Source organism: Gordonia sp. NPDC003424 (genome assembly GCF_053588655.1).
This window is the reverse complement of record NZ_JBSFQJ010000015.1, coordinates 137110-154030: the sequence shown is the minus strand read 5'-3', so window position 1 is coordinate 154030 and position 16921 is coordinate 137110. Positions and strand designations below refer to the sequence as shown.

Below are 16921 nucleotides of genomic sequence, written 5' to 3'. Positions count from 1 at the left end.
CATCCACCACCGCCGGCCGCGAACCCCACCGCGACACCGCCCCACCCAACACATCACCCAACACCACCGGCACCACACCAACCCCACCCGAGACGAGTGCGTCGGACTCCGGGATCACCGCGGCCGCACGTTCGGCCACCGACTCCGGAGCCACCACGGGTGCGGGTAGTGGCGCATCGCCCAGGGCGATGTCGCCGACGATCACCCCGGGCTCGCTCACCACGGCGTCGAGAATCGCACCGAGGCGCTGCGCGAACGACAAGGCGGTCGCCTCGTCGAACAGGTCGGTCGCGTAGATGACCGACAACTCCCACGGGCCTTCCGGGTCCCGACCGACCGCGAACACCAGGTCGACCTTGGCGGGCACCTCGGGCGACTCGATCGGCGCGATGCTCAATTCACCTGCGTCCCCGGCGATTCCGGACGCGGCCAACTCGGGCAGCAACGACTGCCCGAACGTCAGCCACACCTGGCTCAGCGGCGCGAACGCCTTGGAGCGCACCGCGCCGACGGCCTCCACCACTGTCTCGAACGGGACATCGGCGTTGTCAAAGGCATCGAGGTCGACGACCTTGGCGCGGTCCAGCAGATCGGTGAACCGTTCGCCACCGTCGACCGTGGTCCGCAGGATCAAGGTGTTCACGAACATGCCCACCAGTGGGTCGAGCACCGATTGCCCGCGACCGGCGACCGGCGTACCGACGGCGATGTCGGTGGCGCCCGAGGACCGCGCCAGCAGCGCCGCGAGCGCGGCGTGCACGATCATGAAAGGGGTCGTGGCGGTGGTCGCCGCCAGTTCGTCGATCCGCGCTCCGGTGGCCGCCGAGACGGCGAAATTCACCTGTGCGCCACGGCCACTGGCAACTGCGGGCCGCGGGCGATCGGTGGGCAGATCGAGAAGCTCCGGGAGACCGGCGAGTCGATCGCGCCAATGCCCGAGCTGCCCGCCGACGATCGAGTCCGGATCGTCCGGGGCCCCGAGCACTCGGTGCTGCCACAGCGCGTAGTCGGCGAATTGTATTGCCAACGGGGAGAATTCGGGATCGATCGAGTCACGCCGTGCGGTGTAGGCGGTGACCAGGTCGGCGACCAGCGGACCGGTGGACTCACCGTCGGAGGCGATGTGGTGGATCACGATCGCGAGCACGAACTCCCGCGGCACCGCTTCCCAGACCCGGACGCGGAGCGGCAGTTGCCGGGTGACGTCGAATCCCAGCGAGACGGCGCGTTCGACATCGGCCATCGAGTCGACGATGGCCCAGTCGAGTCGGGCCGCCACGGCCGTGACGGACGCGACGACCTGACGAGGCACGCCGTCGTCGGTCGGGAAAGTCGTGCGCAGGATCTCGTGGCGCGCGATGACGTCGATGATCGCCGCATGCAGTGCGTCGACGTCGAGGTCTCCGGACAACCGGAGCACCAACGGCAGGTTGTAGGCCGGGGAGGTGGTGTCCAGCTGATTGATGTACCACATACGCAGCTGCGCGAAGGACAACGGGATTCGGTCCGGACGCGGCGTGACAGCGGTGATGGCGCTGCGGCCGGAGCGCTCGGCCTCCGCGAGGACGGTGAGCAGTTCACGGACCGACGGCGCACCGAACAGGTCCCGCACCGAGACGTCGACACCGAACGCCTGGCTGACGCGGGCAACCACCCGCATCGCCGACAGCGAGTTGCCGCCCGCATCGAAGAACGAATCGACGACCGACACCCGCTCGACGCCGAGCACGTCGGCGAAGATCGCCGCCAGTTCGCGTTCGGTGTCGGTCTCCGGGTCGACGTGGTCGGCCCCGAGATGACCGAACTCGGGCGCGGGAAGGGCGCGGCGGTCGAGTTTTCCGGCGGTGTTCAACGCGATGTCGTCGAGCACCATCCAGACCGACGGAACCATGTAGGTGGGCAGGGACGACGCGATCACCCGCTTGACGGCGTCGAGATCCAGGTTCTCGCCGGACACACCGGCGACATACCCGACGAGATGTTCGCCGCCGCCGGGTGCGGTGACCACCGTCGCCGCGGCGTGGACCACGCCCGGTGCGGACGCGAGCACCGACTCGATCTCGCCGAGTTCGATGCGCTGACCGCGGAGCTTCACCTGGAAATCGGTGCGGCCCAGATACTCGAGGTGACCGGTCGGCAAACGCCGGACGAGGTCGCCGGTCCGGTAGAGCCGGGCACCGGGCGCGCCGAGCGGGTCGGCGATGAAGCGCTCGGCGGTGAGGTCCGGCCGCGCCGCGTAGCCGCGGGCCAGTTGCACGCCACCGACATAGAGTTCGCCGGGCACCCCGGCGGGCACCCGATGGAGTCGGGCGTCGAGGACCACCGCCGTCGAGTTCCACACCGGGACACCGATCGGCACCGACGGGTCGCGCTCGTCGACGGACCCGATGTTCTCGAAGGTGATCTCGACGGCCGCCTCGGTGGGACCGTAGAGGTTGTAGAACAGCACGTGGGGCAACCAGCGTCGCAGGTCGGCGGCAACCGCCGGGGGCAGCGCCTCACCGGTCGTCGAGACGATCCGCAGGGCTTCGAGCTCCCGCACCCGCGCCTCGCCGGCGATTTCCAGGAACACCGACAGCATCGACGGCACGAAGTGGACCATCGTGACGCCGGTGCGGGTGAGTTCGTCGATGACCTGACGCGGATCGGTGTGCGCGCCGTCGGCGAGCACGACGGTGGTCGCGCCCACCATCAGCGGCGCGAAGAGCTCCGGTACCGAACAGTCGAAGGTGTAGGGGGTCTTGAGCATCACCCGGTCGGTGGCATCGATGGGCAGCTCCTCGAGCCCCCACCACAGGCGGTTGAGCACCGCCTCCTGCGGCAGGGTGACCCCCTTGGGCCGTCCGGTCGAGCCCGACGTGAAGATCGTGTAGATCGCCGAATCGGGGCGGATCTGACCGAGCCGCTCGGCGTCGGTCACGCGAGGGGTCGCGATGTCGACGTCGGCCGAGGCGTCCACGCGCAGGACGCGGACGCCGGTCGACGCCGCGGCGAACACGATGTCGGTCACCGTGGACGGGTCGCCGACGAGCAGCAGCCGCGCCTGCGCGGTGTCGAGCATGTACTGTGCCCGCTCCCCCGGGGCGCCGGTGTCGATCGGCACGTATTGACCGCCGGCGGTGATCACCGCGTGGATGGCCACGAGCATCTCCACCGACCGTGGCAGACACACCGCCACGGCGACGTCGGGTCCCACCCCGAGTCCGATCAGCTCGCGTGCCAGGGCGTTGACCCTGGCACCGAACTCGGCATAGGTCACCTCTCGGTCGCCCGCGATCAGCGCGAGGGCGTGCGGTGTGGCCGCGATCTGGGCGTGGACCGCCTCGGACACCGACAGGACGGGAGGAAGGACACGGACCACGCCCGCTTCGGCCGCCGCCATCGCCGCCGCGGCGGTCGACGACACCAGCTCGAGGTCACCGACCGGCATCTCCGGCCGCAGGCACATCGATCGTGCGATCTCGACGATGACATCCCCGAACACGCGGATCTGTTCATCGGAGAAGGCCGACGGCAGGTACTTGAGCTTCAGCTCGATCGCGCCGTCCTTCGGGCCCGTGAACAGGTTCAACGGGTAGTGGGTGGCGTCGGTCAGCTCGAGTCCGACGATGTCGAGCGCGTCGCTCAGGCCGTCGGCGGCGCTCGACACCGAAGCGGAGTTCACCGGATAGGACTCGTGGATGGTCAGGGTGTCGAAGAGTTCATGACGACCCGCGTAGCCGAGGATCTCGGGCATACCCAGGTGCTGGTGGTCGAGGAGCCCGACCTTGTCGTGCTGCAGCGCCGCCAGCAGGTCGTCGACCGACGCCGACGGATCGACGTCGACGATCACCGGCAGGGTGTTGATGAACAGTCCCACCATCGACTCGACACCGTCGAGGTCGGCGGGACGCCCGGACACCGTCTCACCGAACGAGACCGTACGGATGCCGGTCAGTCGGGACAGGAACACCGCCCACATCAACTGCAGCGCGGTGGCCACGGTCGCGCCGTTGCGTGTCGCGACCGCCTCGAGCGCGGCCACCAGCGACCGGTCGAGTTCCACCACGTGTTCGGTGGGCATGGCGTCGGGCGACGGTTGCGCGCCCGGCGCCACCAGCGTGGGTCCTTCGACCGCGGAGAGGGCACGCGCCCAGGCTTCGAGACCCGCGACGTCGTCGCGGGGCAGGCCCTGCACGAAATCCTTGAAGTCGCGGCCCGACGGATTCAGCCGGCCGGTATAGGTCGCTCCGGTGGCGTACACGGCGAGCAGGTCGGCGAGGACCAGCGGCGCCGACCAGCCGTCGAACAGGATGTGGTGCGTTGTGACGACGACAGCAACCCCGTCGTCGTGCACCGCGGCGACCACCCGCATCAGCGGCGGGCGGGTGAGGTCGAACGGTTGGGTCTTCTGCTCGCGGCAGATGCGCTCGAGCCGAGCCCGGACCTCGTCGGGTCCGAGACCGCCGAGATCGATCAGCTCCCATGGCACCGCGACGGTCTGCGGCACGACCGTGACCACCGACCCTCCGGCGGTTCGCACGAACGCCGAGCGCAGCACCCGATGGTGCGCGACGAGCCCGTCGACCGCTGCCCGCAGCCGATCGAGATCCACGCCGGTGGCCAGCCGCAGCACGGCCTGCGTGACGTAGACGTCGACGACCTCGTCGCCACCGAGTTCCGCCTGGAAGTAGAGACCACGCTGCAGCGGTGCCAGCGGCCAGACATCGGCACCGGGGTACCGGTCGGCCAGTGCGTCGAGATCGTCTTGACCGACGTCGACCCCCGGGACATCCGACGGAGAGAGGCCGACGTCGCCGGCCGACCCGACCACGGAGACCAACGCGGTCAGCTCATCGGACCACCGGTGGGCGAGATCGTCGACCTCAGCCTCGGACAGCAACTCGGGAGGGTAACGGAACTCTGCGGTGAGCGCGGGACCGTCGGGTCCGGCGGCGACACTCGCGTTGATGGTCAGCGGCGTCATCGCCGGCAGATCACCGTCGACGATCGCGGGCAACGTGGGCGCGCCGGGCACCGGCAGGAGCCCCGGTCCGGCGTTGTCAGACGCCGGTCCCTCGGCCGCACCTCGGCCGCCGAGGTAGTTGAAAGCGATGGACGGCATCGGCCGACTCGAGATCTCGGTGTCGGCACGCATGCGCAACAGCCCGTACCCGATGCCACCGTCCGGCTGGGCACGGCGTTCCTCTTTGGCCGCTTTCACCGCGTGCACGGAATCCGGTCCGGGTTCGAGGAGCATCGGGGCCACGCTGGTGAACCAGCCGACCGTGCGGGACAGGTCGGCGCGGCGCGGGTCCTCGCCGGACGCGAGGGCCTCTTCCTGCCGACCGTGGCTCTCGAGAAGTACCGAGACAGCACGATCGTCGACGATCCCCCGCGCCTCTTGCCACGAGCGGACCGCGCGGGCGAGCGTGCCCAGCAGACCATCGTTGACGTGTCCGCCGAACGCCTCGGGAACGTCGGTGAGCAGTGCCTGGGTCTGCGTCGAGCCGATCCGGTGAGTGACCACGCTCATCGCGCGGTGGCGGTAGCGCTCACCATCGGTGTCACGCGCCAACGGCGTCGGCCGCTGTGGCGACCGCGCCAGCCAGAACGCGGACTCGGACGATCGTTCGTCGATCCGGCCTTCCAGTGCAACGGTCCAGGCCTGGGCAGACGTGACCTCGGGCCGCACCTGGACCGGTTGCCCGCTGGTCTTCTGCACCCAGGCGGTCACCAGGTCCTCGACGAGAATCGGCCAAGACACCGCGTCGACCGCGAGGTGATGGATGGTCAACACCAACTGTCGCGTATCGGCACCGTCGAGCAGCACCGCTTGGACGAGTCGGCCGGCCGCCGGGTCCAGGCGGCGGGCGGCCACCCGGTGCGCCGCGAGCACCGCGTCGTCGAACTCCGGCGTGCCGCTCTGCGCATCGGTGTGCAGTTCGGTGACCGCTCCCATGCGATCGAACTCGGCTCCCACCTGCAGTTCCCATGCGCCTGCGGCGCCGGTCAGCCTCGCCGACAGCATCGGATGGGCCGCGACGACCGTCGCGAGAAGATCACCCAGATCGTCGGCGGTCATCTCCGCCGGCACGCTGAGCACCAGTGCCTGGTTGAAGTCGGCGAAGTCCGTGCCAGAAGCCGCCTGCCCGGTCATCCAGCTCACGATCGGCGGCAGGACGGCCGGCCCCTCGGGTGGATCGGACAGCAGCGGTAGTCGCCGACCGCCTTCGGCCGCCACACGCGCCAGCGCGCGCACCGTCTTGTGTTCGAAGATCTCGCGCGGCGACAGTTCCAGACCCGCCGCCCGGGCCGCGGATGCGAGCTGGATCGACATGATCGAGTCGCCACCGAGGGCGAAGAACGATTCCGTGACGCTCACCCGGGGCAGGCCGAGCAGTCCGCCGACGATCGCCGCCAGCGATTCCTCGTCAGACGTCTCGGGCGCCGCATAGCCTGCCGTCTCGGCGTCGAATGACGGCACCGGCAGCGCCCGACGGTCGAGCTTTCCGCCCGGGGTGAGCGGCAGCGAACCGATCACCACCGCGTGCTGGGGCACCATGTGGCGCGCCAGCCGGGTCCCGGCGGCGGTCAGGACGCTCGCAGGGTCGATGTTCTTGCCCGAGGCCGCCACCAGGTAGGCGACCAGACGGGTGCGCCCGGACGTGTCATGGGCACCCATCACCACCGCGATCCCGACCGACGGATCGTCGGCCAGGACCGACTCGATCTCACCGAGTTCGACGCGCTGGCCGTTGATCTTCACCTGATCGTCGGCACGCCCGGCGAACTCGATCTCCCCGCGATCGGTGATCCGCACGAGGTCGCCGGTGGCGTACATGCGGGCACCGCCGATCGGCGAGTACGGGTCGGCGACGAACGCGGCGGCGGTCAGACCGGCGCGTCGCAGGTACCCTCTCGCCAGCGAGTTCTCGGCGGCGAGATACAGCTCGCCGACGACACCGCGCGGCACCCTGTGCAGGCGGGCGTCGAGAACGTGGACGGCGAAACCACGCACCGGCCCACCGATCGTCACCGGACGGCCGGGTTCCGGCCGACCGGTCAGCGACCACACCGTCGCCTCGGAGGGTCCGTAGAAGTTGAACATGCGACGTCCGGGGCGGGCCCAGCGCGCGACCAGCTCCGACGAGCACGCCTCGCCGCCGGTCGCCAGATTGCGCACGCCGTCTCCGCATGCCGGGTCCACGGTGGCCAGCACGGTAGGGGTGATCATCGTGTCGGTGACCCGATGATCCTCGATGATCCGCCCCAGTGCGTCACCCGCGTAGTCGGACGCCGGTGCGATGACCAGCGTGTGTCCGAGCCCGATCCCCCACATCATCTCGAGCACCGATGCGTCGAAGCTCGGGGAGGCGACATGCAGGACCCGGGTGTCGGGGGCGTCGGTGGGGTCGCCGCTGATCTCGCGGAACTGCGCCACGAAGTTGGCCATGCCGCGGTTGGTGACCCCGACCGCCTTCGGTCGTCCGGTCGAACCGGACGTGTAGACCAGGTAGGCGAGGTGATCGAGCCCCACCTGCCCGTTACGGTCACCGGCGGTGACCGGAGTGTCGGGGAGGTCTGCGGCCGTCAACTCCGCGATGTCGAGCCACTCGCAGTCCGAGTCGCCCAGCCGCCCGGCCGTCTCACCGTTGGTGATGCCGAGCCGCGCGCGCGAATCCGCCAGCATGTAGGCGATGCGATCCTGCGGGTAGGTCGGGTCGACGGGTAGATAGGCCGCACCCGAACCGATGACGCCGAAGACGGCGACCACCGAGTCGATCGACCGCTCCAGGCCGACCGCCACCACGTCGTCGGGCCGCACGCCGCGGGCGATCAGGCCGCGCGCCACACGGTTGGCGCGCGCGGTGAACTCGGCGTAGTCGAGTGTCGTGTCGCCGCAGATGAGAGCGGGATGGGACGGCTCCAGCGTCCGCGCGGCCAGGACGTCGACCAGCGGGCGGGCAATGGTGACGCCGCCGTCGGACGCCGGTTCGCGTCCGCCGGTGGAGTTTCGGCTGACCTGTCCGACGGTCTCGAGGTCCGCGGCGGCGAACTCGATGTCGCCGAGCGGTAGCTGCGGGGTGGCGACAAGCGCCCGCACCACACGCAGCCACTGTTCGGCGAACGCGCGCACCGTCACCTCGTCGAACAGTGCGGTCGCATACAGGAAGTGCGCGGTCATCGGCGAGTCCGGCGACCGATCCGTCAGACCCACGGTCAGGTCGAACTTCGCCACCGGGTCCGGCGTCGTGAGTGTTTCGACGACCAGTCCGGGCAGGTCTAGGCGTACGAGGTTGTTGGCGGCCTCCTCGGCCGAGGTGTGCGAAAAGGCGATCTGCACGAGCGGCTGATGCGACGTGGACCGTTCCGGCGCCAGCTCCTCGATCAGATCGTCGAAGGCGACGTCGGCATGGGCGAAGGCATCAAGGTCGGCCGCTCGCACGTCCGCGAGGAAATCGGCGATGGGGGCGGCCGGGTCGACCGCGGTCCGCAGCACGAGCGTGTTCACGAACATGCCGACGAGGTCGTCGAGCGCGGCATCCGTTCGTCCGACGATCGGCGAACCGATCACCACGTCCCGGGTTCCGGCGAGTCGTGCGACGGTGATGGCGAGCGCCGCATGCCCGACCATGAAGACGGTGACGTTGTGATCGCGCGCCACGCGTTCGACGCCCTCGACCAGTTCGTTGTCGACGGCGATCGACACCTCGGCACCTGCGGTGTCGAGGACGGCCGGACGCGCATGATCCATGGGGAGATCGGTCACCGCGGGCAGATCGGCAAGCCGGGTGCGCCAGTAACGGGTCTGTGCCGCGATCGGCGAGTTCGCTTCCGATGCGTCGCCCAGCACCTCGCGCTGCCACAGTGTGTAGTCGCCGTACTGCACCCGCATCGGCGCCGGCACTTCGCCGCCGGCCGATCGGTGCTGGTAGGCGGCGAGCAGGTCCCGCAGCAGCACCCGCACCGACGCGCCGTCGAACGCGATGTGGTGGGCGATCAGCACCAGGTGGAGGGTGTCGGCCGCAGTACGCTGCACGCGACCCCGGATGGGCAGTTCGCGGGACACGTCGAACCCTGCGCGCACCGCGGCGTGCAGCGCGTCGATCGATTCGACGGTCGCCCAGTCGAAGGCCTCGCGCGCACGGACGGGATCCAGGATCACCTGGTGAGGACCGTCGGCGTCCGCCGGATAGACGGTACGCAGCACCTCATGGCGCTCGATGACATCGCGCAGGGCGTCACCGAGAACGTCGAGGTCGATCTGGCCGGTCAGCCGCACCGCCATCGGAATGTTGTAGGCGGCCGAGTCGGTGTCGAACTGGTTGATGAACCACATCCGCGCCTGGGCGGTCGACAGTGGCAAACGGTCGGGGCGCACCATCGCGCGCAGTGCCGCGCGGGTACGGCCACGCTTGGACAGCGCGGCGGTGAGTTCGCGCACCGACGGGGTGTCGAACAGGTCGCGGACCGAGACGTCCACATCGAGAACGTCGGCGGTACGTGCCGCGACCCTGGTCGCCGAGAGCGAATTGCCCCCGAGGTCGAAGAACGACGTGACGACGCTGACATGGTCGACGCCGATCACGTCGGCGAAAACCGCGGCCACCGCGATCTCGTCATCGGACGCAGGTGCGACACACGCGGCATCGGGGCCGAGTTCGGGAAGCGGCAGCCGGCCGCGATCCAGCTTGCCGTTGGCGGTCAGCGGCAATGTGTCCACGGACAGCACCTGGTCGGGCACCATGTATCCGGGCACGAATCGTCCGACGGCCTCACGAACCTGCACACCGTCGATGTCGGCGTCGGGTGCCGGCACGACGTAACCGATCAGCTGTTCTCCCCGGCCACCGACATCGACCACGCGTGCGGCGGCGGCGACGACATCGTCGGCTCGCAGCAGTGCGGCCTCCACCTCGCCGTACTCGATCCGGAAACCGCGTAGCTGGACCTGGGCGTCGCCGCGCCCGAGATACTCGATGTCGCCGTCGACCCGACGGGCCAGGTCGCCGGTGCGGTACATGCGAGTGCCCGGGGGACCCCACGGGTCGGCCACGAATCGGGTCGCCGTCAGGCCGAGGCGGCCGAGATAGCCCTGCGCCAACTGCCCGCCCGCAACGTACATCTCGCCGACGACCCCGTCGGGAACAGGGTGCAGCCGCGCGTCGAGGACGTGAATGGTCAGAGACGACAACGCCCGCCCGATGAAGGACGCGTCGGCCGACCGCGCGGAAGGTCGTTCGAGTGACCGGTAGCTGACGTGCACGGTCGTCTCGGTGATGCCGTACATGTTCACCAGTTCGGCGGTGTCGTCACCGAACTCGTCGAACCATCGGGCGACCTGGCCGAAGTTCAGCTGCTCGCCGCCGAAGACGACGTAACGCAGCGGCAGCGCGATGGGCGTGCGGCGGCGGGCCTCGATGAGCTGGTAGAACGCCGACGGCGTCTGATTCAGCACGGTGACGCCCTCGTCGGCGAGGAGCCCGAGGAATGCGCTCGGGTCGCGTGCGACGTCGCGATCCACCACCACCAGACGCCCGCCCGACAGGAGCGGGCCCCACAACTCCCAGACCGAGAAGTCGAAGGCGTAGGAGTGGAACATCGTCCACACGTCGTCGGCCCGGAATTCGAAGTCGTCCCCCGCCGCGTCCATCAGGGTCACCACATCCCGGTGCGTGACCGCGACGCCCTTGGGCCGGCCGGTCGACCCGGAGGTGTAGATCACGTACGCGCGGCTGTCCGCGGGGACCGACACCGGTGGCATCTGCACACCGTCAGCCCCGGCGAGTTCCGCGATGTCCACCCGCTCCGTGGTGTCGCCCAGCGTCGTCCACAAGGCATGCGACGACGTCTCGTGGTCGGAGATCACCACGGTGGCTTTCGCATCGTCGACGATGAACGCGAGCCGCTCGACCGGGTTCCCGAGATCCAACGGTAGATAACCGGCGCCGGTCTTGAGGACACCGAGGATCGCGACCACGAGATCCACCGAGCGCCCGGTGGCGACACCGACGAGGTCGCCGACGAGCACGCCGCGCGCACGCAGACCCGCGGCGACCGCATTCGACCGTGCGTCGAGTTCGGCATACGTCAACGTCACGTCCAGCGCCGTCACCGCGGACCGATCGGCGTGGGTGGCGGACGCGTCGTCGAACAGCGAGACGAGACTGCGTCCGGCATGGATCGTGTCCGTGATCGGCGGCTGCACCCGGGTGAGCCGCGCACGTTCGTCGGCCGTGAGCACGGGCGCGTCACCGACGCAGCTCCGCGGGTCGGCGGTCAACGTATCCAGGAGCCGGACGAATCGATCGGCGAAGCCCGACACGGTCGGGGCATCGAACAGGTCGGTCGCGAAAATGATCGTCGCGGTCCACGCCTCGCCCGCGGACGCGGACCCGATCTCCCAGGTCATGTCGAATTGCGCGGGCAGAACCGGCGGATCGAGCAGGGCGGCGGTCAGCCCCTCGACGGACAATTCGGACCGCAGGGCCGACGCCGCCGGATCGAACGACAAAACCACCTGGGCGAGAGGCGCGAACGCAGCCGAACGAACGGGATCGAGCGCGTCCACAACCGCCTCGAACGGCACGTCGGCATGAGCCAGTGCGTCGAGGTCGGTGGTGCGGACGGCATCGAGAAGGTCGTCGAAGACGACGCCCGGCCCGACCTGTGCGCGCAGCACCAGGGTGTTCACGAACATGCCGACGACCGGTTCGAGGATGCTCTGTCCCCGGCCGGCGACCGGCGTGCCGATCGCGATGTCGTCGCTCGCCGACAGCCGCGCCAACAGCACCGACAACACCGCGTGGACCACCATGAAGGGCGTCATCTCGCGGGAGGCCGCCAGCGCGGCGACCCGGTCGGCGATCTCTGCCGGGATCTCGAACGTGACCTGTGACCCCGCATGGGAGGCGGTCTTGGGCCGGGCTCGGTCGGACGGAAGCTCGAGGACGTCCGGCAGTCCGGCGAGACGATCGGTCCAGTACGCGAGCTGGACGCCGACCGGCGACTGCGCGTCGGCAGGGTCACCGAGCACCTCGTGCTGCCAGATCGCGAAGTCGGCGAACTGCACCGCAAGCGCGGCGAACTCGGGTGACCGACCGCGGACTCGTGCGCTGTAGGCGGTCAGCACATCTGTCACCAGCGGCAACATCGATTCGCCGTCGGCGGCGATATGGTGGGCGACCACCGCGAACGTGCACTCGTCCGGTGCCTGGGACCACGACACCGCACGGATGGGCCACTCGACGGCGAGATCGAAACCGGCCGTCACCGCGGCTGCGAAGGCCGCCGCCGAGTCCACGGACCGCCAGTCGAGTCGCTCGGCGAGCGTGTCGATCGGATGCACCTGCTGCCAGGCCACCCCGTCCACCGACGGGAAGGTCGTGCGCAGCACCTCGTGCCGCACGACCACGTCGGCCATCGCACTCCGCAGCGCGTCCAGATCGAGGTGACCCGTCAGACGCAGCGCCACCGGGATGTTGTACGTCGCCGCGGTGGGGTCGAACCGGTTGATGAACCACATCCGCTGCTGCGCGAACGACAGCGGCACCCGTTCGGGTCGCGGGGTGACTGCCACGATGGGTTTCCGGGCGGCGCCACGACCTGCCGCGGTGACCGCCAGGCCACGCACCGTCGGGGTCTCGAACAGATCGCGGACCGAGAGCTCCACGCCGAGTTCCTCGGCCACCCGCAACACGAGCCGGGTCGCCGAGAGCGAGTTGCCGCCGAGGTCGAAGAACGATTCGGTTGCCCCGATGTGATGCACGTCGAGTACCTCGCCGAACACGTTCGCGATCGCCGCCTCGGTGGGACCGTCGGGCGCCACGTACTCGCCGGCTTCGATGACCGGGGCGGGCAGCGCCCGCTTGTCCAGCTTGCCCACCGGGGTCAGCGGCAGCGCGTCGAGCACGGTGATCGACGCCGGCACCATGTAGGACGGCAATCGGCGACGCGCGAAATCGCGGAGTTCGGTGGTGTCGATGGGCGCCGAGGTGACCACATAGCCGGCCAGTGCGGTCGCCACCGATCCCCCGACCCCGACGACGACCGACGAGGTCACGGCCGGATGGGCGGCGAGGACCGATTCGATCTCGCCGAGTTCGATGCGCAGACCGCGAAGCTTCACCTGATCGTCGCTACGCCCGACATACTCCATGACGAGCTCGCCCGACGGATCCCGCCGCCACCGGACCATGTCTCCGGTGCGGTACATCCGTGCTCCGACGCCGCCGTGCGGATCGGCGATGAAGCGGTGCGCGGTCAGTCCGGGCCGGCGGTGATAGCCGCGGGACAGAGCACATCCCGACACGTACAGCTCGCCCGGAACCCCCACCGGAACGGGACGTAGGGCGGCGTCGAGGATCTGGTGCCCGACTCCCGCGATCGGTCCTCCCATCCGCACCGGGCGACCGGGTGTCATCGGCGCCCCGATCGTCACGACGATGGTGGTCTCGGTGGGTCCGTAGACGTTGTGCATGTGGGTGTGCTCGGCCCAGGCATCGACGAGAACCTGCGGCACCGTTTCACCACCGGCTGCCAGCGTGCCGAGGTCGGGAAGCCGGACCGGATCCAGGGTCGACAGCACGGTGGGCGTGAGAAAAGTGTGGGTCACCCGGTGCAGACGCATGAAGTCTTCCAGGGCCTCACCGCAGACGGCCGCCGCGGACCGATAGGCCAGCGTGCCGCCGTTGACGGTGGCGAGGAGATACTCCAGCAGCGACGCATCGAAGCTCGGCGAGGCGAAGCCGAGCACCACCGGCTGTCCCTCGGCGGCCAGCCACGCGGATTCCTCACGTGCGAAATTGGCCAGACCGGTGTGCGTGACTGCGACGCCCTTGGGCCGACCGGTGGAGCCCGACGTGTAGATGACGTAGGCCACGTTGTGCGGACGTACCGGGGTGCGCAGTTCGGTGCCGGCGATGGCCGCCGTGCCGTATCCGTCGAGGCTGTCGAGCAACGCCGGGTCATCGAGCATCAGCCAGTCGACGTCACCGGGAGGCAGCTCGACGCCGGACATCGTGAGTCCGCGACGCACGCCTGCGTCGGTGATCATGAAGGACCCGCGTTCGGCCCCGTACTCGGGGTCGACCGGCACATAGCCGGCGCCCGTCTTCGCGATGGCCCAGATCGCCGTCAGGAGTTCGACGGATCGCCCGATCGCCACCGCGACCAGAGATTCCGCCGCGACCCCGTCGGCAATCAGCCGGCGCGCCAGCGCATTCGACCGCTCGTCGAGCTCGGCGTACGTCAATCGGGCCCCGGTGTCGTCGACCACTGCGACGCGGTCGGGCCACCGGCGAGCGGCGTTCCCGAACAGGGTGGCCAGGCTTTGCGGTTCGTGCCCGTCGCCGCCGGTCACCGGCAGCAACTCCGCCGCCTCGGCGGCGCCGACCAGTTCGATGTCGCCGATGCGCGTGGACGGCGCGGCCATCGCTGCGGCCAGGATGCGTTCGATCACGACCGCGAATGTCGACAGTTCGGTGTCGTCGAACTGGGCTGTCGCATCCTCGATGGCGAGGGTCGGCACAGCGCCGGAGAGTGCAACTGTCAGCTGTACCGCATGCACGCCGCGGTCGGCCGCGACGTCGGATGATCGGCGGAACTCGATGGCCGTGTCGAACAGAGTGGGCAGCCCGGTCAGTGTCGCCAGCTCTTCCGATCCCGGATGCCCGACCCCGTCGACCTTTGCCGCGGTGTCGCGGATCTGCGTCAGGATGTCCGCCACCGTGGCGCTGGGATCCACATCCACGATGACCGGCATCGTGGACTCCGGTGAATCCACCACCGCCAAGGACTCCTGGACCGAGCCGCCATCCTGGCGCGACGGCCGCGTGTCACCGAACGCGACGACCTGTTGAGCGGTCAGCCGGGACACCAGCACCGCCCATGCCAACTGCACGAACGTGGACGGGCTCACCGAACGTTCGGCGGCGGCCGTTTCCAGATCTGCGCACAACGCCGCGTCGAGTGGCCGCACCGCCGTCCGAGTGCCCGCGTCTGGCGTGCGGCTCAGTTGCAGTCCCCCGGTGACCAGGGTCGGCGCGGAGAGCGGCGCCAATACGTCTCGCCACACCTTGCGGCTCTCCGGGTTCACCGGGTCCGGGAGGGCCTGACGGTCGAGTTTGCCGTTGACGTTCAGTGGGAGCCGCCGCACGCGCAGGATGACATCGGGCACCATGTAGTCGGGTACCCGTGCGGCGACCGCGCGTTTCACGTCAGCGAGGTCGACCGCATCGCCTTCGCCCGGGTTCGCCACGACATACCCGACCAGTTGGTCGACGAAACCGTCCCGGTGCTTGACGACGGCTGCGGCCGCCAGCACCCCGTCCGCGGACAACAGGGCGCCCTCGACCTCACCGTATTCGATGCGGAATCCGCGCAGCTGAACCTGCGCGTCGCCGCGTCCCAGGTATTCGATGTCGTCGCCGAGGCGGCGGGCGAGATCGCCGGTGCGATACAGCCGCGACCCGGTGGCGAACGGGTCCGCGACAAACCTGGTGGAGGTCAGCGTCGGTTGATGGAGATAGCCACGGGCGAGTTGGTCGCCGCCCACATAGATCTCGCCGATCGCTCCATCGACGACCGGCCGCAGTCGGGAGTCGAGGATGTGCATCTGCAGCGAGGACAACGGCCGCCCGATCAGCGAGGCGTCGGAGCCGACCGACGCCGGATCGAGTGGCCGGAAGGTCACGTGCACGGTCGTCTCGGTGATGCCGTACATGTTGACCAGTCGCGACGTGTCGGCGGGATTGTTCGCATACCAGCGTCGGACCTGATCGAAGCTCAGCGCCTCGCCACCGAGGACGAGGTAGCGCAGCCGCTCGAGTGGCACACCGCCGCGCGCCCGGGCGTCGATGAGCTGGTAGAACGCCGACGGTGTCTGACTGAGCATGGTGACCTGCTCACGGACCAGCAGGCTCAGAAACGCTTCCGGATCGCGAGTGGTCGCACGATCGACGACCACCAGTCGCCCGCCCGTCAGCAGCGCGCCCCACAATTCCCATACGGAGAAGTCGAAGGCGTACGAGTGGAACATCGTCCACACGTCGTCGGAGCGGAGCTCCATATCGCGGGCGGCGGCCGCCATCAGGGCCACCACGTCGCGGTGGGTGATCTCCACGCCCTTCGGCCGACCGGTCGAGCCCGATGTGGCGATGATGTAGGCGCGCAGACGGCCGTCGTGGACAGGTGGCAGTTCGATCGCCCGATCGGTCGGTGGCAGGTCACCGAGATCCACGACGGGAATGCCCGTGGAGTCGACACCCGACAGTTGACCGTTCTCGGCGATGACGAGCACCGGTGCGGCGTCGGTCACGATGTTCGTCAGCCGGTCGGCCGGCTGCGACAGATCCAGCGGCAGGTATGCCGCTCCGGACTTCAGGATGCCGACGATGGCCACGATCAGGTCGACGGTGCGCGGCAGAGCGACACCTATCAGGGTCTCCGGGCCGGCGCCGGCCGCGACCAGCGACCGGGCCAGGGCGGTGGACCGCTCGTCGAGTTCGCCATAGTTCAACGTCTCCCCGCGGTCGTCGGTGACCGCGGGCCGGTCGAGGTTGTGTGCCACGACCGCGGCGAAGATGCCGGGCAGGGACCCCAGGTCGTGGCTGCCGACGACCTCGAGTGCGCTGTGCCGAAGTTGCGCAACGGTCTCTTGCATGACCGCGGCGACCTGGCCTGGCGCCCGCCCCGCGGCGGCGATCAGTCCGGTCACCGCTGCCGTGACCGCGACCTCTGTGTCCATCCCTTGCGCGGCGAACACCTGCGCGGTCGCCGAGACCTGCGCATGCAGCGTCGCGAACGACACGGGGCCGGCCGGGCCCATCAGAGCGGTACGCTCCGGCTCCGCCTCCGCGGCGAATGCGATCAGGTTGAGGGTGGTTGGGTGGTTTCCCCAGAGGTTCGAGAAGGCGACGCAGGAGTCAGTGCCTAGCAA

Annotated in this window: 1 protein-coding gene; it reads right to left on the bottom strand. The window is 69.4% G+C overall.

Annotation, left to right across the window (positions count from 1 at the left end; all coding sequences use genetic code 11):
• Window positions 1-16921, bottom strand: a 16921-nt coding sequence (locus ACWDTI_RS20225; RefSeq protein WP_449739904.1) for an amino acid adenylation domain-containing protein, incomplete at its 3' end; no start/stop codon positions are given.